A 20,976-nucleotide genomic window follows, 5' to 3' on the forward strand; every position below is an offset into this window, starting at 1 on the left:
GGCCACGCCATGCAGCCCCTGAGCTTGTCAGGGTGGGGCCGCAGCATGGCCGTTCCGGCATCGGGCATCGCGCATGGCTGACGACATCGACGCCGCCGCCGACGCCTTCGCCGAGGCCTTTGCCGCCGAGGTTCCGCCGCCTTCGCCGGCATCTCCGCCGCCCGGCATGAACATTCCCGTGCTGGACATGGCCGACATCGCTGCGGCCACCGCGACGGCCCAGTCCGGTCGCCCGGCTGCGCCGCCATCTCCCGTGAACCAGTTGCCCGGCACGCCCGCCGAAGAAGCCGCTGCTGCGATTGCCGCTGCCAGCGGCAAGGCCGGCGGGGAGGGCGAAGCGCATGCTGAAGGCGGCCACGCCGAGCACGGTGATGACGCCAGCGGACCCCTGCTGGCGGGTCTGGTGGCCTGGCACAACAAGCGCTGGTTCCGGCGCCGCCTGAAGGCCGAGCAGATCGACGGTGTGGGCCTTGTGCGCTTTGCCTACGCCAGCGGGCCGCAGGGGCCTGCACAGCCGCTGTTTACCCCTGAGCAACTGGTGCCTGGCCTCAAGGCCAAGCGCCTGGAAGCCTTTGTCAACGCACACGGGTTTGATGAGCGCCCCGGCCCGGGCACCTGGCCCACGCGTGACATCAGCCATGCCTTGCCCGACCAGGCCGTGCATTGGCGCTACCTGATGACCGCCGCCTATCCGGGCGAAGGCAAGAACCCGCTGCGGGCCCTGGTGGGCCGTGTGCCGCCCGGTGGCGTGATGCCCGTGGGCGGCCGGCCGGCTTGGTCGCTGCCCAAGGTGGGTGGCTTGGTGGCGGGCGTGGCGCTGGTGCTTGGCGCGGCGCTCTTTGGCTGGCACACCTGGCAGGCCCGCACCGCGGCAGCCGCCGCCACCGCGGCGGCGGAGGCGGCCTCGGCAGCGTCGGCTGCGGCAGCGGCCTCTGCGGTGGCGGCGGCTGAAGCCAAGGCGGCTGCGCTGAAACAAGCCGAGGCGGCGTCTGCGGCGGCTGCCCAGGCGGCGGAGGCTGCGTCAGCCGCTGCTGCTTCGGATGACGCCGCATCAGCGGCCGGGTCTGAACACGACAAGCCAGCCGACGCCGCCGACAAGACCCCGGCAGCAACCAAGGCTTCTGCCCACGACGACGCCCACGCCGCCGGCAAGGCCAAGGCCACCGCAGAGCCGCAGGAGCGGATCGATCCGGTCATCAAGCCTGACAAGTCGGCCATGGCCGCGCAGGCCGAATCGCCTGACGGTGAGGCGGAGCGCCCCGCCCGGCCGCAGGGCCGCTACGCCAAGCGGCCCTTGCACGCCTTGCCCGGCACGCCTGCACCTGCTGCCAAGGCCGAGGCGGAAGAGCCTCGCACGGCTCCGCCCGCTGCGGCGACCAAGTCGGCGGCGCCTGCGGGCAAGTTCGCGCTGGTCACGGGCGCCTACGCCGACCCTGCGCCGCTGGTGGCCATGCGCCGCCGGCTGCGCCAGGCGCTCGGCCGCGAGGGCGAGCACCTGCAACTCGAACTGCTGCCCGCCCCCGGTGGGCAGGCGCTCACGCTGTGGCCGCTGAAGTCCGAGCAGGAAGCTCAAGTGCTGGCGCGCCTGCTGCAGCAGAACGGCATCCCGATGCGGGTGGTCGCCTTCTAGGTGCTTTGGCCCCGGCACGCCGCGCCGCGTGCAGTCCCGGGGGGCGCTCCGCAGCAGGTTGGCCAGTCATTGGTCGAGGCTTCTGGCAGCCCGGGAAGGGCAAGGTCAGGCAACACAGGCAGAATGCCGCCCGTGCTGCGCTGCAGCACCTTGCCCACCCTGTAGCCGAAAATGCCCACACCATGAGCGTTCATTCCGCCTCCACGCCAGCTGCCGCCACCCGCGCCAGCGTGAGCTTGCCCCGACTCCGTGACATGGTTGCGCGCGGCGAGAAGGTCACCATGCTGACCGCCTATGACGCCACGTTTGCGAGGATCATCGACGACGCCGGTGTGGACGTGCTGCTGGTCGGCGACTCCCTCGGCAATGTGATCCAGGGCGAGACCAGCACGCTGCCGGTCACGCTGGAGCACATGGCGTACCACACCCAGTGCGTGCGGCAAGGCCGCCGCAGCGCCTGGCTGGTGGCCGACATGCCGTTTGGCTCGTATGAAGCCAGCCCGCAGCAGGCACTGGCATCTGCCGTCGCCCTGATGCGAGCGGGTGCCCAGATGGTCAAGCTCGAAGGTGCCGGCCCGATGGTCGAGACCGTGCGCTTCCTGGTCGAGCGCGGCATTCCCGTGTGTGCCCACATCGGTCTGACGCCCCAGCGCGTGCACGCCCTCGGCGGCTTCCGCGTGCAGGGCCGTGACGATGCGGCCGCCGCCATCCTGAAGGCCGAGGCCGCAGCGCTGGCCGAGGCCGGCGCCGACATGATCGTGCTGGAGCTGGTGCCGTCGGCGCTGGCCCGTGACATCACGCTGGCGCATCCGCGCATGATCACCATCGGCATCGGCGCCGGCGCCGGTACCGCCGGCCAGGTGCTGGTGATGCATGACCTGCTGGGCATCACCTCGGGCAAGCGGCCGCGTTTCGTGCGTGACTTCACCCGTGTGGCTGGCACCGAGGCCGATGCGCCGGGTCTGTCGATCGCCCAGGCGGTGCAGGCCTATGTCGCCGCCGTCAAGGACGGCAGCTTCCCGGACGAGACCCAGCACGGCTACTGAACCCGTGCGTTGATCGGCCAGGCGCCAGCCCCGCGGACGGGCGGCCTGTGCCATCCACTCAATTGCAGGAGAGCGCCCATGCGCGTCATTCACACCCTGGCCGAGCTGCGTGAAGCGCTCGCGGGCCAGACCAACACGGCCTTCGTCCCCACGATGGGCAACCTGCACGAGGGGCACCTCTCGCTGGTGCGCGAAGCCGCGCGCCTGGGCGGGCCGGTGGTGGTCAGCATCTTCGTGAACCGTCTGCAGTTCCTGCCGCACGAGGATTTTGACCAGTACCCCCGCACGCTGGCGCGTGACTGCGAGCTGCTGGCCCCGGCCGGCTGCGACATCGTGTTCGCGCCGTCCGAGGCTGAGCTCTATCCCGTCAAGCAGACCTACAAGGTCACGCCGCCGGCCGGCCTGGCCGATTTGCTGGAAGGCGAGTTCCGCCCCGGCTTCTTCACGGGCGTGTGCACCGTGGTGATGAAGCTGTTCCAGTGCGTGCAGCCTGCGGTGGCCGTGTTCGGACAGAAGGACTACCAGCAGCTCAAGGTCATCAAGGGCATGGCCGAGCAATTCGCGATGCCGGTGCAGGTGATCGGCGCGCCGACGGTGCGGGCCGATGACGGCCTGGCCCTGTCGTCGCGCAATGGCTACCTGGGCACGGATGAGCGCCTGGAAGCCGTGGCGCTGTCGAAGGCGCTGCAGCACCTGGCCGATGCCGCGCGTGACCCCAAGCAAACCCTCGCCGGCATGGAAGCCGCTGCCGCGGAAGAGCTGCGCCAGCGCGGCTGGGCGCCCGATTACCTGACGCTGCGTCGTCGCACCGACCTGCTGCCACCCACCGACGCCGAGCGTGCCGCCGGCGAGCCTCTCGTGGCGCTGGGTGCAGCCCGACTGGGCGCCACGCGCCTGATCGACAACCTCGAACTTTGAACGCCGGAGAACTGCCATGAGCATGCAAGACAACACCGCAGTGGCCGCACAGCCCATCCAGATCCACAAGCCGCGCGCGGCCCAGTCGGCGCCTGTCGAGCGTTGGTCTGTCGCTGACATCGAAGCCTTGTTCGACCTGCCGTTCCCGGAACTGATGCACCGTGCGCAGACCGTGCACCGCGAGCACTTCAACCCGACCGAGGTCGAGCTGGCCACGTTGCTGTCGATCAAGACCGGCGGCTGCCCGGAAGATTGCGGCTACTGCCCGCAGTCGGTGCACTACGACACCGGCGTGGACGCCACGAAGATGATGGAAGTGGACGCCGTGCGTGAAGCCGCGCTGGCCGCCAAGGGCGCCGGTGCCACCCGCTTCTGCATGGGCGCCGCCTGGCGTGCGCCGAAGGACCGCGACGTGGAGAAGGTGGCCGAGCTGATCCGCGAGGTGAAGTCGCTGGGCCTGGAGGCCTGCTGCACGCTGGGCATGCTGAACGAAAACCAGGCCAAGGAGCTGAAGGACGCCGGCCTGGACTACTACAACCACAACCTCGACACCGCACCGGAAACCTACGGCCGCATCATCTCGACCCGCGACTATCAGGACCGCCTGGACACGCTGGACAACGTGCGCAAGGCCGGCATGTCGGTGTGCTGCGGCGGCATCGTCGGCATGGGCGAAAGCCGCCGTGAGCGCGCCGGCCTGGTCGCCCAGATTGCCAATCTCGAGCCGTATCCGGAATCGGTGCCAATCAATGAGCTGGTGCAGGTGGAAGGCACACCGCTGGCGGGCACCGACAAGCTCGACCCGTTCGAGTTCGTGCGCACCATCGCCGTGGCCCGCATCACCATGCCGAAGGCGCGCGTTCGCCTGTCGGCCGGTCGCCAGCAGATGGGGGAAGCCATCCAGGCGCTGTGTTTCCTGGCGGGTGCCAACTCGATCTTCTACGGCGACAAGCTGCTGACCACTGGCAACCCTGACGTTGACCGCGACCGTGAGTTGCTGGAACGTCTGGGCCTGCACGCCCGCCACAGCCACGCCGCCTGATCTACGGGCTTTGCCTGTCTTGCCGATCCGTTTCCTGAAGTTGCCTGAGCTATGTTTCGTACCCTGCTGAAGTCCAAGATCCACCGCGCCACCGTCACGCATTGCGAACTGCATTACGAAGGCTCGTGCGGCATTGATGAAGACCTGCTCGACGCCGCCAACCTGCGGCCCAATGAGCAGATCCACATCTGGAACGTGAACAACGGCGAACGCTTCATCACCTACGCCATCAAGGCGCCACGCGGCAGCGGCATCATCTCGCTCAATGGCTCGGCTGCACGTCGGGCCAGCGTGGGTGATCTGGTCATCATTGCGGCGTTTGGCCTGGTGCACGAAGACAAGCTCGACGACTGCGTGCCGCAGCTGGTGTTCCCGGACGCGGCCAACCGCATCACGGAAGTGCGCCATACGCCGGCCGGCCCGCAGGCGGGTGACCCGGACATCCTGCCGCTGTCGGTTTGAGTGGCTCAGCCATGAACAGCAACGCCGACTGGCGCCGTCGCAGCCTGGCGGCGGTGTGGCACCCGTGTACCCAGATGAAGCTGCATGCGCCCGAAGGCGCCGATGTGCCGCTGATTCCGGTGACCCGCGCCGAGGGCGTCTGGCTGCATGACGCCGACGGTGGCCGCTACCTGGACGCCATCAGCTCCTGGTGGGTCAACCTGTTCGGCCACAACCACCCGGCCATCCGCGCCGCGTTGACCGACCAGCTGCAGCGCCTTGATCACGTCATGCTGGCCGGCTTCACTCATGCGCCGGTGGTGGAGTTGTCTGAGCGGCTGGCGGCGCTCACCGGCCTGGGCCATGCCTTTTATGGCAGCGATGGTGCGTCTGCCACCGAGATCGCGTTGAAGATGAGCGCGCACCACTGGCGCAATGCCGGGCAGCCCGCCAAGAACGGTTTTGTCAGCGTGGCCGGGGGCTATCACGGTGAAACCGTGGGTGCGCTGGCCGTGACCGACATCGCCCTGTTCCGCGAGGCCTACGCGCCGCTGGTGCGCCTGGCCCACACCGTGCCCAGCCCGGATGCCCGTGCCGCAAGGGGCGATCAAACCGCAGCGGATGTGGCCCACCTGGCCGCTGATGCGGCGGAGCGCTGGCTGGCTGAGCACCATGCCACCACCGCGGCCATGATCGTGGAGCCGCTGGTGCAGTGCGCCTCAGGCATGGCCATGCACCACCCGGTCTACCTGCAGCGGCTGAGGGCGGCCTGCAGCCAGTGGCAGGTGCATCTGGTGCTGGATGAAATCGCGGTGGGCTTCGGCCGCACCGGCAGCTTGTTTGCTCACCAGCAGGCGGGCATCCAGCCCGACTTCTTGTGCCTCTCGAAGGGCCTGACCGGCGGCACCTTGCCCCTGAGCGTGGTGCTGTGCACCGACGCGGTGTATGGCGCCTTTTATGACGACGAAGTGGCGCGTGGCTTTCTGCATTCGCACAGCTACACAGGCAACCCGCTGGCGTGCCGGGCGGCACTCGCCACGCTCGATCTGTTTGATGAGACCAACGCGCTGGTGGCCAACCAGGCCAGCGCCTCGCACCTGGCTGCGCTGTTCGAGCCCTTGAGCACCCATGCGCGGGTGCGCCATGCGCGGCAGCAGGGCATGATCTTCGCGTGGGACGTGGCCAGCAGCCTGCCCGATTTCGCCCGGCGTTACAGCCGCGCCGCGCTGGCCCGGGGCCTGGTGCTGCGGCCCATCGGCCACACGCTGTATGCCATGCCGCCCTATGTCATGAACGAGACCGAGATGGCCCACCTGGCCACCGGCGCGCTGGCCGCGCTGAACGACACCCTGGCGCAAGAGCAGGGCGGTGACGCCGTGACCCAAGGGGTGATGGATGCTGTCTGAACGTACGCCCCGGTGGTTCGTGACCGGCACCGACACCGGTGTGGGCAAGACCTTCATCAGCGCCGCCTTGCTGCACGCGCTGGCCACCCGCCACGCTCGCGTGGTGGGCATGAAGCCGGTCGCGGCCGGGCTGGTGCTGCGCGAGGGCCGGATGGTGAGCGAGGACGTGCTGCAACTGCGCGCCGCCTCCACCGTGCAGGTGCCCGCCGACCTGGACAACCCCGTGGCCTTGCCCGATCCGCTGTCGCCACATTTGGCAGCCCGGCGCGCCCAGCGCCCGGTGCAGGTGGCCGAGCTGGTGAGTGCCTTCGAGGCGCTCTGCACCCATGCCGACGCCGTGCTGGTGGAAGGCGCTGGCGGCTGGCGCGTGCCGCTCAACGACAGTGAAACGCTGGCCGACCTGGCGCGCGCCCTGAAAGCGCCCGTGGTGATGGTGGTGGGCATGCGTCTGGGCTGCCTCAACCACGCGCTGCTGACCGCCGAAGCGGTGCGGGCCGATGGCTTGACGCTGGCCGGCTGGGTGGCGAATGTGATCGACCCCGACATGGCCTGCCTCGACGAGAACATCCAGACCCTGCAAGCCCGGCTGGGCGCGCCCTTGCTGGGCGTGGTGCCCTGGCAGCCCCAACCTGACGCCGCCGCTATCCAACTGGCCCTGCCGCAGGTGGCGCCGTGAGCTGGCTGCATGAGTTTGAAGAGCGCCTGAGCGCGCTCGACACACAGCAACTGCGCCGGCGCAGGCGCGCTGTGCAGCCCCAGCACGGCGCCCACTTGCTGGTGGACGGGAAGCCGATGCTGGCGTTCTGCAGCAATGATTACCTCGGCCTGGCGCAAGACGCTGCCTTGCGCGCGGCCGTGCATGCGGCGGTTGATGTCTACGGCGTGGGCGCCGGGGCATCGCCGATGGTCAGCGGGCACAGCGTGGCGAATGCGGCGCTGGAGCTTGAACTCGCTGACGCCGTGCAACTGCCCCGTGCGCTGTATTTCTACGCCGGCTTTGCCACCAATGCCAGCATCGTGCCGGCGCTGGTGGGTGAGGGCGATGCGCTGTTTTCCGATGCCCTGAACCATGCCTGTCTGATCGATGGCGCGCGTTTGTCTCGCGCCACCATCCACCGCTACGCGCATGCAGACTTGAATGATCTGGCGAGCAAGCTGGCCGCCAGCACGGCGCGCCGCAAGCTGGTCATCAGCGATGCGGTGTTCAGCATGGACGGCAATGTGGCCGATATTCGCGGCCTGCTGGCGCTGTGCGAGGCGCACGACGCGCTGCTGCTGCTGGACGACGCCCACGGCTTTGGCGTGCTCGGCCCGCAGGGTCGGGGCGCGCTGGCGGCTGCCGGTCTGACCGGGCCGCTGGCATCCAGTCGTGTTCTCTACATGGCCACGCTGGGCAAGGCGCTGGGCGTGGCTGGTGCCTTCGTGGCAGGGCCCGACACGCTGGTGGAATGGCTGCTGCAGAAGACCCGCAGCTACACCTACGCCACGGCGGCGCCGGCATTGCTGGCCGAGGCAGTTCGGGCTGGCTTGCGTGAATGCCTGGGTGAGGGCGGCGATGGCCGCCGCGCCCACCTGGATGCGTTGATCACCGCCCTGCGTGCGGGCTTGATGCCAGGCGCACATCCGGCCATCGACGCGGCGGGATGGACGCTGATGCCTTCGGCCACGCCGATCCAGCCGCTGGTGGTGGGCAGCAATGCCGACGCACTGGGCGTGATGGCGGCCTTGCAGGCGCGTGGCATCTGGGTGCCGGCCATCCGCCCGCCCACGGTGCCTGCGGGCACGGCGCGGCTGCGCATTGCGCTCAGCGCCGCGCACACCCTGGACGATGTGTCGGTGTTGCTGCAGGCTTTGTACGACGCGGCGTTGGCGCCGCGCTCGGCTGGCTGAACAGCCGCTTGAGCGGCGGTCAGAGTGGCGGCTTCAGCGGCTGCCTGATCAGCGCGCCCCGGCGCCCATGCCGGCCAGGCCTTGTTCAGTCGGCTGGCTCGGGAAGCTGTGCCGCAGGATGCGCCACACCACCTGGCCAAACTGGCGCGGCAGCGAGCCGGTGTTGTAGGCCACGCCATAGCGGCGACAGATGTCGCGCACGGTGACGGCCATGTCGGCGTAGCGGTTCGCCGGCACGTCCGGGAACAGGTGGTGCTCGATCTGGTGGCTCAGGTTGCCTGACAAGACGTTCAGCAATTTGCCGCCCGCGATGTTCGACGAGCCCAGGATCTGCCGGTAGTACCAGTGCGCGCGGGTTTCGTTGCGCACGCTGTGCTTCGGGAAGGTGTGTGCGTTGGTCGTGAAATGGCCGCAGAAGATGATGGTGTAGGTCCACAGGTTGCGCAGACCATTGGCCACCAGGTTGCCGGCTGCCACCGCCAGGAAACCCGGGCCGGCCAGCGCAGGCCACACCAGGTAATCCTTGATCAGCTGGCGGCGCATCTTGCGCAGCACCGGCACGGCTTCCTGCTTGATCATGTCGCGGTGGCGCTGGCTCTTGAACCAGCGGCCCAGCCGGATGTCCTGGATGGCTACGCCCCACTGGAAGTACAGCGCGAAGATCACGGCATACAGCGGCTGGAACAGCGCGGCGGGTGTCCACTTCTGCTCGGGGAACAGGCGCAGCACGCCATAGCCGATGTCGTCGTCCATGCCGTGCACGTTGGTGTACGTGTGGTGCCGGAAGTTGTGGGTCTTGCGCCAGTTGGCGCTGGTGCCGGCGATGTCCCACTCGAACACGGCGCCGCGCAGGTGCGGATCACCCATCCAGTCGTACTGACCGTGGATGACGTTGTGGCCCAGCTCCATGTTGTCGAGGATCTTCGAGATGCCGAGCGTCAGGGCACCTACGCCCCAGAACGACCAGAACCATGCGCCCGGCAAGAAGGCGCCGATCAGCAGCAGGGCACGGCCCAGCAGTTCGCTCCAGCGCACGGCGGCCTGGATGCGGCGGATGTAGCGGGCGTCCTGGGCGCCCAGGCTCGCCACGGTGCGCTCGCGCAGGGCTTCGATTTCGGCGCCGAAGCGCTGCAGGTGGTCGTCGTTCATGCGGAGGGGCAGGTCAGAGGTCAAGCGAAAGATCGGTGCAGGCGTGGCTCACGCACAGGCGCAGCGGCACGCCGGGCTCGGCGTCGCGCTCGCCGGTGTCACTGGCCAGCGTGGTGCCGGACACCCGCGTGCAGATGCAGGTGCGGCAGATGCCCATGCGGCAACCGGAAGGCGGCGTGATGCCCTGGGCTTCCAGGGCAAGCAGCAGCGCCTCACCGGGCGAGATGCTGAGCGTGCGGCCGCTGCGCAGCAGCTGCACCTGCACGGGCGGTGCGTCGGCGGCCGGGGCATCGGCCAGCACGTGCGGCGTGAATGCTTCGGCGTGGAAGGTGCGAGCCAGCGGCTGCAGCAGGGTGCGGGCGGTGGCCACGAAGCCGGCCGGGCCGCAGGCCAATACGGTGGTTGTCGACCAGTCCGCCGGGGCGTGGCCGGGTTCGGTGGACTGTTCGGGCAACAGCTTGGGCAAAAGCTCCGCACTGAGCCGCCCATGTGGCGCTGGCTGGCAGGCTTGAACATCCGCGCGCACCGGGCCGGTCAGCACCACCTGCACACGCAGGCGAGGGTGCTGCGTGGCCAGGGCGCGCAGGTCGTCCACGCGCATCAGCTGCTCGGTGCTGCGGGCCCACACGATCACATCGAGCGCCACGGGCATGTCTTGCGCGGCCAGGGCGCGCGCAAGACCGACGAAGGGCGTGATACCGCTGCCGGCGGCCAGAAACACCAGCCGGTCACCGGGCGCCCAGGCCGTGGGGGCGGGCAGCACCATGTCGCCAAACGCGGGTGACACGCGCAGCACGTCGCCAACGCGGGCGGGCTCGCACAGGTGGGTGGACATCGGGCCGCCCTGCACCGGCTGCACCGTGATCTCCAGCCGACGGTCTGCGCGCGGCAGGCCGGTCAGGCTGTAGCTGCGGGTGATGAGGCGACCGTTGATTTCCGCGCCGACGTTCACGTGCTGTCCGGGCAGGAAGGTGCCCACATGCCGGTTGGCTTGCAGCGTCAGGGTGACGGCGCCACCGCCGGCGGGCCGACGATCCACCACGCGGGCCACCGGTTCAGCCCAGCGCCAGAGCGGGTTGATCAATCCGACCCAATAGTCGAACACGGCCGGGTCCACCACGGCATTCGCCAGGCGGTGGAACAGCGGGGCCGGCGAGGCGGCGGCCTCCATCGGCAATCGGGACAGGGACGAAGACAAACGGGCACTCCGGCAAACAGCTTCGGTCGGATTTTACGTGTGTCAATACAAATGTCTAGACACTTGTATATTAATTAGAGGAAGCTATCATGGCTTTCCTGATGCAGATCATGACCACGGCCCTGCCCATACCCTCTTCCGTTGAGACGCTCGCCGAGACGCCCGCGTCGGCGTCGCTGCCGACCACTGTCTCCGGGCCGGGTCGCAAGGCGCACATCTCGCGCGAGGACATCATCCGGGCGGCGCTGACGCTGCTTGGTCCGCACCGCAGCGTGTCGTCGCTCAGCCTGCGCGAGATCGCCCGCGAGGCCGGCATCGCCCCCAACAGCTTTTACCGGCAGTTTCGCGACGTTGACGAACTGGCAGTGGCCTTGATCGAACTGGCGGGTGAATCACTGCGCCGCATCATTGGCCAGGCGCGCCTGCGCGCGGTGTCGGGCCGCAGCGTGGTGCGTGGTTCGGTCGAGGCTTTCATGGACCAGCTGCAGTCGGACGACAAGTTCCTGCACATCCTGCTGCGCGAGGGCTCGGTGGGCTCTGACGCCTTCAAGCAGGCGGTCGACCGGCAGCTGAACTTCTTCGAGGAAGAACTGCAGGGCGACCTGATCCGCGTGGCCCAGATGCGCGGCACCGGCCTGCATGAGCCCGGGCTCACGGCCAAGGCCATCACCCGGCTGGTGTTCGCGATGGGCACCTCGGCGATGGACATGCCGCGTGATCAGCTGCCGGCGCTGACCGAGCAGCTGGTGATCATGGTCCGCATGATCATGACCGGCACCCAGGCGATGGCCGAGCACCCCGACCTGCCGCGTTGAACTTTGCAAACCGGGGCCTCGCGGCTCGGCCGGGTTTTGCGCACAATGGCTGGCAACGCCGCACAACCAGGAGCCAGCCATGAAGGGTGACGCCCAAGTCATCGCGTTTCTCAACGCCCAGTTGAAGAACGAACTCACCGCCATCAACCAGTATTTCCTGCATGCCCGCATGCTGAAGAACTGGGGTCTGATGCGCCTTGCCAAGCACGAGTACGAAGAGTCGATCGAGGAAATGAAGCACGCCGACAAGCTGATCGAGCGCGTGCTGATGCTCGATGGCCTGCCGAACCTGCAAGACCTCGGCAAGCTCTACATCGGCGAGAACGCGGTGGAAGTGCTGCACTGCGATCTGAAGATCGAGACCGCCTCGCACCCCTTGCTGAAGGAGGCGATTGCCCACTGCGAAAGCGTGCGCGATTACGTCTCGCGCGATGTGCTGCTGGAGATCCTCGACGACACCGAAGAGCACATCGACCACCTCGAAACCGAGATCGGCCTGGTGGCGCAGCTGGGTGAGCAGAACTGGCTGCAGACCCAGGTGGGTGACGCCAGCAGCTGAAGAACGCCAGTTAGCGGACGGATGCCAAAACCCTGATTGAGTCTCAGGGTTTCTGTTTCTTATTGAGAAGCAGTCGCATTTGCATTAAGCTTCAGTCATGGTGCCCTTTGTGCTGGCACCGGGCTGAACTTCCATGATCGTCTGTCTGTGCAACCGGGTCAGTGACCGTGACATCCGCAAGGCCGTGCAGGTCCACGCCATCCGTGACTTCGAAGTCCTGAAGGACCAGACCCGCGTGGCTTCCTGCTGCGGCTGCTGCCACGACTGCGCCCGCGAAGTGTTTGATGAGGCCTGCGCGCAGGCGGCCGCTGCCAGCGCCGCCGACAACGCCTCTGCCGCTGCCTGACTGACAGGCTGACGGGCTGACCCGCATCAACGAGCAGGGCGGGACTGCTTCAGCCCGCAGGCAAGCACCGCCTCCGGCGCGCTCAGTCGCCTGAAGGCCGCTCCGGCTGCCAGCCCTTGCTGCCCATCTTCGCTTTCTGCTCGGCGCGTTCCTGCGCAAACAGGTCTTCCAGCTGCTGCCGGCCGGCTTTGGCCATCGCCACGAGGCGCTGCTCGTCGCCGTAATGCGGCGCCAGTTTTTCCAGCATTTCCACGTTGTGCTGCCGGAAGCGCAGCGCCAGGTTGCGCGCCTGGTGCGGCCTGAAGCCCAACTGCTCCAGCGTGCTGCGGCCGCTCATCAGGGCCGCATCCAGCGTCTCGCGCTCGACCATCGTCACGCCCCGGCGCTGCAGCTCATACCAGTGCTGCGCATTGCGGGCGCGCACCACGAGTTGCAGGTTCGGGAAGTGCTCACGCGCCAGGTCCACCACCGCCAGGTTCTGCGCCATGTCGTCGATGGCCACCACCAGCACCTTGGCCTTTCCGGCGCCGGCCACCTTGAGCAGATCGAGCCGCGTCGCGTCGCCATAAAACACGCGCCAGCCAAAGCGCCGCAGGCTTTCCACCTGGCCGGCGTCGTGTTCCAGCACGGTGGCTTGAATGCCGTTGGCGTACAGCAGGCGGCCGACGATCTGACCGTAGCGCCCGAAGCCGGCGATGATCACCGGCGCTTCCTGCTGCTCGTTGATTTCCTCCAGCGCAGGCCCGCCGCCGTCACGAACCTGGCAATGCGCCGACCACCAGTCCGCCATCACCAGCAGCAGCGGCGTGAACAGCATCGACAGCGCCACCACGGCCACCAGCATCGAGGCGGTGGCCGCGTCCATCGCACCGGCCTGCGTGGCCGCCTGGCTCACCACGAAGGCGAACTCACCGCCCTGGGCCAGCAAGATGACAAACACCGGCCGCTCGGCCAGTGGAATGGGCATGGTGCGGGCCATCGCCCACAACACGCCGGCCTTGATCACCAGAAAGCCCACTACCAGCAGCGCCACCAGCCCCGGCCTGGCCAGCAACACGGCGAAGTCGATGCTCATGCCCACGGCGATGAAAAAGAGCCCGAGCAGCAGACCCTTGAAGGGCTCGATGTCGGTTTCCAGCTGCCGCCGGTATTCACTCTCGGCCAGTAGCACACCGGCAAGGAAAGCGCCCAGGGCCATTGACAGCCCAACAGCCTCCATCAGCGCGGCGGTGGCCACCACCAGCAGCAAAGAGGCTGCGGTGAAGATCTCCGGCGTGTCGCTGCGGGCAATCCAGCGCAGCGCCGGCCGCAACAGCAGGCGCCCACCCAGCACGATGGCCGCGATCACCCCGATCGCCTTGGCCGCGCCCCACCAGCCGCCGCCGGAATGCACCGCGCCCGTGGCACTGTCGGTGGCCAGCAAGGGCAATAGCGCGAGGATGGGAATGGCCGCCATGTCCTGCAGCAGCGCCACGCTCAGCACGCTCTGACCGGACGTGGTCGACATCAGGTTGCGCTCGGCCAGCACGCCCAGGCCAATGGCGGTGGACGACAGCGCCAATGCCAGTGATGCCGCCAGTGCCAGGTGCCAATCCACCCCGGCGGCGATCGCGGCGCCGGTCATCAGTGCGGTGGAGCCGAGCAGTTGGGCGCTGCCCCAGCCAAAAATCGGACGGCGCAGGGCCCACAGCCGTTTGGGCTCCAGCTCCAGGCCAACCAGGAACAGCATCAGCACCACACCGAATTCGGCGAAGTGCAGCATGGTTTGCGGGTCGGTCACCAGCTTCAGGCCCCAGGGGCCGATGGCAATGCCTGCAGCCAGGTAGCCGATGATGGCGCCGAGCCCGGCCAGCCGCGCCAGCGGCACCGCCAGCACCGCGGCGCCGAGATACACCAGGCTCATCGTCAGCCAGCCGCCCCCGGTGGAAGCGTGGGCCACGGCCTGACTGGCTGCAGCCTGCGTTGCAATCGCGTCCATCAGTGGCTCTCCTCCGGCCGCTCATCGGCCGGCACGTGGCATCCCGGACAGGCCGGCAGCTCGCTGATCTCCGGCCAGGCCGGATAACTGGAGAGGCGCTCGACGAACACCTCGCGGTGGCCCGCCAGTTCCGAGTCGCTCACCTGGTGGGCCCCGTGCAGCACCAGGGGCGGCAAGAAGCGCATGCCGCACAGGGCAGCGGTCTGTTCATGCGGCGGCCAGAAGGCATCCACAAAATGGCGGTGGTGGCCGCCCGGGGTGTAGGCCTCGTCGGTGCCGCCGGTGCTCACCACCAGCCAGAGGTCTTTGCCCCGCAGGGCGTCGCCACCAGGCCCGTAGCCCCAGCCGAAGCTCACCACCTCGTCCAGCCAGAGCTTCAGCAGCGGCGGCTGGCTGTACCAGTGCATCGGGAACACCCAGACCACCAGTTTGGCCGCGGCCAGCGCCGCCTGCTCGGCGGCCACGTCGATGTGGAAATCGGGGTAGCGGGCGTACAGGTCATGCACCTGCACACGACCGGGCGGCAGGGCAGCCGCGGCTTTCAGCAGGCTGCGGTTGACGCGGGAGCGCTCCAGATGTGGGTGGGCGCCGAGGACGAGAATCTCAGACATCCGGCTACCATACCTTTGAAAACCCAGACTTGTAGTGAGGAGTGCCTGATGCGCGTGATCGTCGTTGCCAACCCGAAGGGCGGTGTGGGCAAAAGCACGCTGGCCACCAACGTGGCGGGCTGGCTGGCCCACCAGGGCCAACACGTGATGCTCGGTGATCTGGACCGGCAGCATTCATCCCGGCAGTGGCTGGGTATCCGGCCGGCCACGGTGCCGGTCATCCAGGGTTGGGACTTGAGCGACGGCGACAAGCTCAAGCCGCCGAAGGGCGTGAGCCACGTCGTGATCGACACCCCGGCGGGCCTGCGCGGCAAGCGTCTGGCGGCGGTGCTGGCACTCGACCCCGTCGTGCTGGTGCCCTTGCAGGCCAGCCTGTTCGACATGCAGGCCACCCACGCCTTCATCGATGAGCTGGCGCAGGCCGGCCAGGGCCACTTGAAGCGCACAGGCCTGGTGGGCATGCGGGTGAAAGACCACACCATCGCGGCCGACCGCCTGACCGAGTTCGTCAGCGGCCTGCCTGTCCCCTTGGTGACGCAGCTGCGCGACACCCAGAACTATATTCATCTGGCGGCCCACGGTTTGACGCTGTGGGACGTCGCGCCCGGCCGTGTCGAGCGCGACCGCGCCCAGTGGGCGCCCCTGACCCGATGGATATGTGACGCATGACGACCCGATACGCCCATCTGTCTGACCTGCAAGCGCTGGTGGGGCAATCCCTCGGCGCCAGCGACTGGATCGTGATCGACCAGGACCGCATCCAGCGCTTTGCCGACGCCACCGGTGATCACCAGTGGATCCACCTTGATGAGGCGCGGGCCGCGGCAGGGCCTTTTGGCAGCACGGTGGCGCACGGCTTCCTCACCTTGTCACTGTTGCCGTGGATGTTTGGCAGCGGGTTCGACATCGACGACAGCCACATGGGTGTCAACTACGGGCTGAACAAGGTGCGCTTCCCTGCGCCGGTGCCGGTGAACAGCCGTTTGCGCGGGCACTTCCGTCTGCTGTCGTTTGAGCCGGTGTCCGGTGGTGCACAGCTCACGATTGAAGTCACCATCGAGCGTGAAGGCAGTGACAAGCCGGTGTGCGTCGCTGAATCGGTGTCGCGTCGCTACGTGTAAGCCTGTCAATTTTGTGAAGGCCCGTGCAGGTAACATCGCCGCCCACGTCCATAACAAGGGTCGACGCGCTGTTTCAACCGTGATCGACCACAGGGAATCATGAAAGTTTTGCTGGTAGACGACCATCCGCTGATCCTTTCCGCGCTCAAGGCGATGATGGAAAGCATCCGCCCGGGTGTGGCCGTGACGGCACTGGGCACCGCCAAGGAAGCGCGCGATGCGCTGCAGCGCGACGCCAGTTTTGACCTTGTGCTGCTGGACCTGCAGCTTGGCGAGGCCAACGGCTTTGATCTGCTGGCCGAGCTGCGCAGCGCCTGGCCGGCCTTGCCGGTGGTGGTGGTGTCGGCCTCTGATCGCTCCAGTGACGTGATCCGCTCGATCGACCTCGGCGCGATGGGCTTCCTGCCCAAGCGCATGTCGACCCAGGAGTTGGCCGAGGCGCTGCGCCTGGTGATGGCCGGCGGCATCTTCGTGCCCACGATGACGGCCGGCGATGACCCGCAGGTCGAGGAAGACGCCCGCGTGGCTTCCCCGGCGCCGCTGCCCTACGAAGACCCGTACCAGACCATGCCCTCGTTCGAGGAACTGGGCCTGACCCCGCGCCAGCACGACGTGCTGACCTTGCTGCTGCAAGGCAAGCCGAACAAGGACATCGCGCGCCGCATGGGCCTGTCGGTGGAAACAGTGAAGGACCACGTGCAGGCTGTGTTGCGGGGTTTGAATGTGAACTCGCGCACGCAGGCGGTGCTGGCGGTCGGGCAACTGACCCAGCAGCGCCGCCGGGCCGCGGCCACCGCCGCAGGCGCCGCGATGACGCCGCGTCCGCCCACGTATTGAGCATCCGTCGGGCTGTGCTGCCGGTCAGGCAGGGCGGCCCGCAGCGTTCAGCTGGGCTGGTAAGCCAGGCGAACGTAGATCGGCGCGAAGGCCTCCGCCTGGGTCAATTCCAGCAGGCGTTCGCGGGCCAGCTCCAGCATCGCGATGAAGGTCACCACCATCACCGAGTGGCCGCGCGTCACGTCGAACATGTCGCGGAACTCGACGAAGCGCTCGCCCTGCAGGCGCCGCAGCACCATGCCCATGTACTCGCGCACCGAGAGCTGTTCCCGCGTGATGCGGTGATGCTGGTGCAGCTTGGCGCGCCGCATGATGTCGGCCCAGGCGTCGCGGATGTCGGCCACTTCCACGTCCGGGAAGCGCGGGGCGATCGCCTGCTCGATGGTGACCTGCGCGCGCAGGTAATCGCGGCCCAGCACCGGCATCTGGTCGATGCGGGCGGCGGCCAGCTTCATCTGCTCGTACTCCAGCAGGCGCCGCACCAGCTCAGCCCGCGGGTCTTCCGCTTCCTGGCCTTCGTCGGTCTTCTTCGGCGGCAGCAGCATCCGCGACTTGATCTCGATGAGCATCGCCGCCATCAGCAGATAGTCGGCCGCCAGTTCGAGGTTGTGCTTGCGGATCTGGTCGACGTAGCGCAGGTACTGCCGCGTGACATCCGCCATCGGGATGTCGAGGATGTTGAAGTTCTGCTTGCGGATCAGGTAGAGCAGCAAGTCGAGCGGGCCCTGGAACGCTTCCAGGAACACCTCCAGCGCATCGGGCGGGATGTAGAGGTCGTTCGGCATGGCGAACAACGGCTCGCCATACAGCCGCGCCATCACGACGCCATCAATGGCCTGGGGGCTGACGGCGTCGGCGCCGGTCGGGGCTGGCGGCAACTCCACCGCGAGGGCTTCTGCCGGGCCGGGCTCGGCCGGCAGGTGGTCGCTCACGCGGGGCCTTACTTGGCCTTGGTCTGGTAGACGTAAGGCTGCTGCGCCACGCGGGCTGCAGCGAATTCGCCAGCGGCTTCGCGATCTTGCGCCTTGTCCCACAGCAGGGCGCGGCCGGCGCGCTGTTCAGCTTCCAGCCACGGCTTGGCCGACTTCAGCGACTCGATGAACTCGGTGGCTTCGGACTTGTAGGGCTTCCAGAACAGCGGCATGGCGGGCGACGGGCCTGGGTGCAGGCCGTAGTGACATTGAATCGGATGCTGATTTTAGCGCCCGCCCCCTGGCGGCAGGTAGGATTTGCGCGTCCGCGCCGGCCCCTGGCGTGAAACCCGACCACGGAGTGCCCGGCTTGATCGAGATCGAATTGAAATTCCAGGTGCCGACCGCCGCCCGCCAGGCCGTGCAGGCCGAGGTGAAGGCGCACGCTGGCGCTGCTTGCACCCGCCTGCAAGCCCGCTATGTGGACACGCCCGAGCAGCACCTCGCACGGGCCCGCGCCGCCTTGCGCTTGCGGCGCGAAGGTCCGGTGTGGGTGCAGACCCTGAAAGCCCAGGGCGTAGACCTGCTGCAGCGCCTGGAGCACAACGCCCCGGTGGACCCGGCCGATGGCGACCCGCCGGCCTTGCGCCTGGCGCGCCACGCGGGCACCCCGGCCTTGCCGGCGCTGGCACGCGCCCTGGGTTGCACCGATGACGCCATGAATGAGGCTGCCCGGACCGACAACACCCTCGGCCTGGGCGTGGTGTTCGAGACCGACATCCGGCGCGGCCATGCCCCGCTGACGGTGGCGCCCGGCAGCACCGTGGTTGAGCTGGCATTTGACGACGGCGAGATTCGCGGCGGCGGGCGCGCACAGGCCGTGTGCGAACTGGAGATGGAACTGCTGCAAGGCGACGTGGCCGGGCTGCTGGCCACCGCGGCCGATTGGGTGCAACGGCACGGGCTGTGGCTGGATGTGCGCAGCAAGGCGGAGCGCGGCAACCTGCTGGCGCAGGGGCTGCAGGCCTCGCCGCCGCAGCAGCCGCCGGCCGCCATCGCCGGGCAGCCCGGCCATGAGGCCGTGTCGGCGTGCCTGCATGCGGCGCTGCGCAATGCGGCCGTGGTTGCGGACCCGGCAGCTGATCAAGCCGCGGCTCCAGTGGCAGCGCCCCAGGCCCACACCCAGGCGCTGGTGGCCGGCCTCGGGCGGCTGCACAGCCTGCTCAGCCGCCATGCCGCTGAATCCGGCTTGGCGGAGTCGCTGATCCTGTGGCTGGCCCCGCTGGACGTGGCTGGCGCCGCGCAAACCCGCGCGGCCGGTCGGCTCGTGCGCTCAGCCGCCTTCAATCAATGGGTGCTGGGTGTGCTGGGCTGGTGTGCGGCGCAGCGGCCGAGCGCCTGATCGCCGCCAGCGCCGCGTCCACATCGGCGGCGATGTGGTCTTGCCCCAGCGCATCGGCAAAGCCTGAGCGCTGCATCAGGCTCAACGGCTGCGCGTTCACGGCGGCCAGCTGAAGCGCCACGCCGCGCAGGTGCAGCGCGTGCTGCAGGTGCACCAGCGCATCCAGACCTGACGTGTCCATCGAAATCAGCCGGTGCATGTCGAGCACCACGGCCTGTGTGCCCGGCACCACGGCCTCCGGCAGCGCTTCCACCTTGCCCACGGCCCCAAAAAACAGCGAGCCAAACAGCTCGAACACCTGCACGCCATCGGGCAGCTTGGGCGGGGTTTGGGCCAGCACCGTGAACAGCGTGCTCATGCGGTAGATGAAGAAACCGCACGCGGCCACCAGGCCCATCTCCACGGCCACCGTCAGGTCGAACACCACGGTGAGCACGAAGGTGCCGACCAGCACGGTGCGGTAGGGCATCAGGAAGTGCTTGAGCCGGGCAAATTCGCGCCACTCGCCCATGTTCCACGCCACGAACAGCAGGATGCCCGCCAAGGCGGCGAGTGGCACATGCAGCGCCAGCGGTGCGGCCAGCAGCACCACGAGCAGCAGCACGCCCGCATGCACCATGCCCGCCACCGGGCTGCGCCCCCCGGCGCGCACGTTCGTCACGGTGCGGGCGATGGTGCCGGTGGCCGGAATGCCACCAAAGAAGGGCGTCACGAAGTTGGCCACGCCCTGGGCCATCAGTTCCTGGTTCGGGTCATGCCGGGGCAGGGTGCTGGCCATGTTGTCGGCCACCCGGGCACACAGCAGCGATTCAATCGCCCCAAGCAGGGCGATGGTGAGGGTCGGGATCACCAGTTGCTTGGCCGTGCCCCATGAAAAATCAGGCAGGTTGAACGAGGGCAGGGTTTGGGGAATGCCACCGAAGCGCGATCCGATGGTTTCCACCGGCAAACCCAGCAGCACCGTCGCCAGCGTGGCGCCGGTCAGGGCCACCACCGTGCCCGGCAGCATGCTGGCGCCGCGGCGCAGCCGGTCAGCGGGGCTCGCGCCCTGCGCCGGCATGGCGTAACTCTTGGGCCACACCACCACCACGGCCAGGCAGGCCAGCCCCAGGGCCAGCGCCCAGGGGTTGAAGCTGCCGAGGTTGGCACTCAGCAGATGCAACTGGGTGAAGAAGTCGGCCGGCATCTTCGCGATCTGCAGCCCCAGCAGGTCTTTCACCTGCGACAGGCCGATCAGCACCGCGATGCCATTGGTGAAGCCGATGACGATGGACACCGGGATGTAGCGCACCAGCGCGCCGAGTTTCAGCCAGCCCATCAGGAACAGCAGCACCCCGGCCAGCGAGGTGGCGATCAGCAGATTGGGCAGGCCGTAGCGCTCGACGATGCCGTAGACGATGACGATGAACGCACCGGCCGGCCCGCCGATCTGCACGTTTGATCCGCCGAGCGCCGAGATCAGGAAGCCCGCGATGATGGCGGTGAAGAGGCCCGCCTCGGGCGCCACGCCACTGGCGATCGCAAACGCCATGGCCAGCGGCAGTGCCACCACGCCGACCGTCAGGCCGGCCCCGGCGTCCGCCAGGAACTGCCCGCGCGTATAGCCGGGCAAGGTGCTGAGCAGCCGGGGGCGAAAGGGTTGCAACCTTGCTCGCCAGCCCCCGGTATCAGCCATG

22 protein-coding genes are annotated in these 20,976 nt (G+C 68.2%); 15 read left to right on the top strand and 7 right to left on the bottom strand.

What is annotated here, in order from left to right:
* Window positions 1-73: 73 nt before the first annotated feature.
* From AACH00_RS01760 to AACH00_RS01795, 8 genes are all read left to right on the top strand, one after another.
* On the top strand, window positions 74-1,630 hold the full coding sequence (locus AACH00_RS01760) for a hypothetical protein (RefSeq protein ID WP_341397216.1): 1,557 nt from the start codon (window positions 74-76) through the stop codon (window positions 1,628-1,630).
* Between the two features lie 182 nt (window positions 1,631-1,812).
* Window positions 1,813-2,676 carry a 3-methyl-2-oxobutanoate hydroxymethyltransferase gene (gene panB, locus AACH00_RS01765; RefSeq protein ID WP_341397217.1) on the top strand — a complete coding sequence of 288 codons (864 nt, stop codon included), beginning with the start codon at window positions 1,813-1,815 and terminating at the stop codon, window positions 2,674-2,676.
* Window positions 2,677-2,754: 78 nt separating this feature from the next.
* Window positions 2,755-3,594, top strand: a complete 840-nt coding sequence (gene panC, locus AACH00_RS01770; protein ID WP_341397218.1) for a pantoate--beta-alanine ligase — start codon at window positions 2,755-2,757, stop codon at window positions 3,592-3,594.
* 22 nt (window positions 3,595-3,616) lie between these two features.
* On the top strand, window positions 3,617-4,636 hold the full coding sequence (bioB, locus tag AACH00_RS01775; RefSeq protein ID WP_423221881.1) for a biotin synthase BioB: 1,020 nt from the start codon (window positions 3,617-3,619) through the stop codon (window positions 4,634-4,636).
* Window positions 4,637-4,687: 51 nt separating this feature from the next.
* Window positions 4,688-5,098, top strand: a complete 411-nt coding sequence (gene panD / locus AACH00_RS01780) for an aspartate 1-decarboxylase (RefSeq protein WP_341397220.1) — start codon at window positions 4,688-4,690, stop codon at window positions 5,096-5,098.
* A gap of 11 nt (window positions 5,099-5,109) precedes the next feature.
* Window positions 5,110-6,483 carry an adenosylmethionine--8-amino-7-oxononanoate transaminase gene (gene bioA / locus AACH00_RS01785; protein WP_341397221.1) on the top strand — a complete coding sequence of 458 codons (1,374 nt, stop codon included), beginning with the start codon at window positions 5,110-5,112 and terminating at the stop codon, window positions 6,481-6,483.
* On the top strand, window positions 6,473-7,159 hold the full coding sequence (bioD, locus tag AACH00_RS01790; RefSeq protein ID WP_341397222.1) for a dethiobiotin synthase: 687 nt from the start codon (window positions 6,473-6,475) through the stop codon (window positions 7,157-7,159). Before bioA ends, bioD begins: the two co-directional genes overlap by 11 nt.
* On the top strand, window positions 7,156-8,373 hold the full coding sequence (locus tag AACH00_RS01795; protein WP_341397223.1) for an aminotransferase class I/II-fold pyridoxal phosphate-dependent enzyme: 1,218 nt from the start codon (window positions 7,156-7,158) through the stop codon (window positions 8,371-8,373). The genes bioD and AACH00_RS01795 overlap by 4 nt, the downstream gene beginning before the upstream one ends.
* 48 nt (window positions 8,374-8,421) lie before the next feature.
* Here the strand turns inward: AACH00_RS01795 and AACH00_RS01800 are convergent, their stop codons facing one another.
* Window positions 8,422-9,522 (bottom strand): fatty acid desaturase family protein, encoded by a 1,101-nt coding sequence (locus AACH00_RS01800; RefSeq protein ID WP_341397224.1) that lies wholly within the window; start codon window positions 9,520-9,522, stop codon window positions 8,422-8,424.
* 13 nt (window positions 9,523-9,535) lie between these two features.
* Window positions 9,536-10,720 (bottom strand): ferredoxin reductase, encoded by a 1,185-nt coding sequence (locus tag AACH00_RS01805; RefSeq protein WP_341397225.1) that lies wholly within the window; start codon window positions 10,718-10,720, stop codon window positions 9,536-9,538.
* Window positions 10,721-10,809: 89 nt separating this feature from the next.
* Here AACH00_RS01805 and fabR point away from each other — a divergent pair, with 89 nt between their 5' ends.
* The 3 genes from fabR to AACH00_RS01820 all read left to right on the top strand — a co-directional run bounded on the left by fabR (window position 10,810) and on the right by AACH00_RS01820 (window position 12,440).
* A complete protein-coding gene (fabR, locus tag AACH00_RS01810; RefSeq protein WP_341397226.1) occupies window positions 10,810-11,535 on the top strand; it encodes an HTH-type transcriptional repressor FabR in 726 nt (241 codons plus the stop codon).
* A 79-nt stretch (window positions 11,536-11,614) separates the two neighbouring features.
* The gene (gene bfr / locus AACH00_RS01815; protein ID WP_341397227.1) at window positions 11,615-12,094 is read left to right on the top strand and encodes a bacterioferritin; all 480 of its coding nucleotides are present in this window, start codon (window positions 11,615-11,617) and stop codon (window positions 12,092-12,094) included.
* 133 nt (window positions 12,095-12,227) lie between these two features.
* Window positions 12,228-12,440 carry a (2Fe-2S)-binding protein gene (locus tag AACH00_RS01820; protein ID WP_341397228.1) on the top strand — a complete coding sequence of 71 codons (213 nt, stop codon included), beginning with the start codon at window positions 12,228-12,230 and terminating at the stop codon, window positions 12,438-12,440.
* Window positions 12,441-12,522: 82 nt separating this feature from the next.
* On the opposite strand, the gene kefC is transcribed toward AACH00_RS01820, so the two are convergent.
* Together kefC and kefF are read right to left on the bottom strand one after the other, a co-directional pair.
* Window positions 12,523-14,343, bottom strand: coding sequence for a glutathione-regulated potassium-efflux system protein KefC (kefC, locus tag AACH00_RS01825; RefSeq protein ID WP_341397469.1), 1,821 nt, complete (start codon window positions 14,341-14,343; stop codon window positions 12,523-12,525).
* Window positions 14,344-14,417: 74 nt separating this feature from the next.
* Window positions 14,418-15,029 (bottom strand): glutathione-regulated potassium-efflux system oxidoreductase KefF, encoded by a 612-nt coding sequence (gene kefF, locus AACH00_RS01830; RefSeq protein WP_341397229.1) that lies wholly within the window; start codon window positions 15,027-15,029, stop codon window positions 14,418-14,420.
* 48 nt (window positions 15,030-15,077) lie between these two features.
* On the opposite strand from kefF, the gene AACH00_RS01835 reads away from it, so the two are divergent.
* The 3 genes from AACH00_RS01835 (at window position 15,078) to AACH00_RS01845 (ending at window position 16,987) form a co-directional block, all read left to right on the top strand.
* Window positions 15,078-15,698, top strand: a complete 621-nt coding sequence (locus AACH00_RS01835) for a ParA family protein (RefSeq protein WP_341397230.1) — start codon at window positions 15,078-15,080, stop codon at window positions 15,696-15,698.
* Window positions 15,695-16,150 carry a MaoC family dehydratase gene (locus AACH00_RS01840; protein ID WP_341397231.1) on the top strand — a complete coding sequence of 152 codons (456 nt, stop codon included), beginning with the start codon at window positions 15,695-15,697 and terminating at the stop codon, window positions 16,148-16,150. The genes AACH00_RS01835 and AACH00_RS01840 overlap by 4 nt, the downstream gene beginning before the upstream one ends.
* Window positions 16,151-16,249: 99 nt before the next feature.
* Window positions 16,250-16,987, top strand: a complete 738-nt coding sequence (locus AACH00_RS01845; RefSeq protein ID WP_341397232.1) for a response regulator — start codon at window positions 16,250-16,252, stop codon at window positions 16,985-16,987.
* 47 nt (window positions 16,988-17,034) lie between these two features.
* Here AACH00_RS01845 and AACH00_RS01850 read toward each other — a convergent pair whose 3' ends face one another.
* Both AACH00_RS01850 and AACH00_RS01855 read right to left on the bottom strand, forming a co-directional pair.
* Window positions 17,035-17,907 carry a segregation and condensation protein A gene (locus tag AACH00_RS01850; protein WP_423221882.1) on the bottom strand — a complete coding sequence of 291 codons (873 nt, stop codon included), beginning with the start codon at window positions 17,905-17,907 and terminating at the stop codon, window positions 17,035-17,037.
* Between the two features lie 20 nt (window positions 17,908-17,927).
* Window positions 17,928-18,131 (bottom strand): DUF3460 family protein, encoded by a 204-nt coding sequence (locus AACH00_RS01855; RefSeq protein WP_341397233.1) that lies wholly within the window; start codon window positions 18,129-18,131, stop codon window positions 17,928-17,930.
* A 137-nt stretch (window positions 18,132-18,268) separates the two neighbouring features.
* On the opposite strand from AACH00_RS01855, the gene AACH00_RS01860 reads away from it, so the two are divergent.
* Window positions 18,269-19,300: a CYTH domain-containing protein gene (locus AACH00_RS01860; RefSeq protein ID WP_341397234.1), complete on the top strand. Its 1,032-nt coding sequence runs from the start codon at window positions 18,269-18,271 to the stop codon at window positions 19,298-19,300.
* Here AACH00_RS01860 and AACH00_RS01865 read toward each other — a convergent pair.
* Window positions 19,242-20,975: a SulP family inorganic anion transporter gene (locus tag AACH00_RS01865; protein ID WP_341397235.1), complete on the bottom strand. Its 1,734-nt coding sequence runs from the start codon at window positions 20,973-20,975 to the stop codon at window positions 19,242-19,244. The genes AACH00_RS01860 and AACH00_RS01865 overlap by 59 nt on opposite strands.
* Window position 20,976 lies beyond the last annotated feature (1 nt).

Source organism: Ideonella margarita (assembly GCF_038066635.1).
GTDB classification, from domain to species: domain Bacteria; phylum Pseudomonadota; class Gammaproteobacteria; order Burkholderiales; family Burkholderiaceae_C; genus Ideonella; species Ideonella margarita.

What these genes read in the sequence shown, in the direction of transcription:
- AACH00_RS01760 (WP_341397216.1), top strand. Translation starts at nt 74, where the DNA reads ATGGCTGACGACATCGACGCCGCCGCCGACGCCTTCGCCGAGGCCTTT.
- panB (WP_341397217.1), top strand. Translation starts at nt 1,813, where the DNA reads ATGAGCGTTCATTCCGCCTCCACGCCAGCTGCCGCCACCCGCGCCAGC.
- panC (WP_341397218.1), top strand. Translation starts at nt 2,755, where the DNA reads ATGCGCGTCATTCACACCCTGGCCGAGCTGCGTGAAGCGCTCGCGGGC.
- bioB (WP_423221881.1), top strand. Translation starts at nt 3,617, where the DNA reads ATGCAAGACAACACCGCAGTGGCCGCACAGCCCATCCAGATCCACAAG.
- panD (WP_341397220.1), top strand. Translation starts at nt 4,688, where the DNA reads ATGTTTCGTACCCTGCTGAAGTCCAAGATCCACCGCGCCACCGTCACG.
- bioA (WP_341397221.1), top strand. Translation starts at nt 5,110, where the DNA reads ATGAACAGCAACGCCGACTGGCGCCGTCGCAGCCTGGCGGCGGTGTGG.
- bioD (WP_341397222.1), top strand. Translation starts at nt 6,473, where the DNA reads ATGCTGTCTGAACGTACGCCCCGGTGGTTCGTGACCGGCACCGACACC.
- AACH00_RS01800 (WP_341397224.1), bottom strand. Translation starts at nt 9,522, where the DNA reads ATGAACGACGACCACCTGCAGCGCTTCGGCGCCGAAATCGAAGCCCTG.
- fabR (WP_341397226.1), top strand. Translation starts at nt 10,810, where the DNA reads ATGGCTTTCCTGATGCAGATCATGACCACGGCCCTGCCCATACCCTCT.
- bfr (WP_341397227.1), top strand. Translation starts at nt 11,615, where the DNA reads ATGAAGGGTGACGCCCAAGTCATCGCGTTTCTCAACGCCCAGTTGAAG.
- AACH00_RS01820 (WP_341397228.1), top strand. Translation starts at nt 12,228, where the DNA reads ATGATCGTCTGTCTGTGCAACCGGGTCAGTGACCGTGACATCCGCAAG.
- kefC (WP_341397469.1), bottom strand. Translation starts at nt 14,343, where the DNA reads ATGAGCCTGGTGTATCTCGGCGCCGCGGTGCTGGCGGTGCCGCTGGCG.
- kefF (WP_341397229.1), bottom strand. Translation starts at nt 15,029, where the DNA reads ATGTCTGAGATTCTCGTCCTCGGCGCCCACCCACATCTGGAGCGCTCC.
- AACH00_RS01835 (WP_341397230.1), top strand. Translation starts at nt 15,078, where the DNA reads ATGCGCGTGATCGTCGTTGCCAACCCGAAGGGCGGTGTGGGCAAAAGC.
- AACH00_RS01840 (WP_341397231.1), top strand. Translation starts at nt 15,695, where the DNA reads ATGACGACCCGATACGCCCATCTGTCTGACCTGCAAGCGCTGGTGGGG.
- AACH00_RS01845 (WP_341397232.1), top strand. Translation starts at nt 16,250, where the DNA reads ATGAAAGTTTTGCTGGTAGACGACCATCCGCTGATCCTTTCCGCGCTC.
- AACH00_RS01855 (WP_341397233.1), bottom strand. Translation starts at nt 18,131, where the DNA reads ATGCCGCTGTTCTGGAAGCCCTACAAGTCCGAAGCCACCGAGTTCATC.
- AACH00_RS01865 (WP_341397235.1), bottom strand. Translation starts at nt 20,975, where the DNA reads ATGGCTGATACCGGGGGCTGGCGAGCAAGGTTGCAACCCTTTCGCCCC.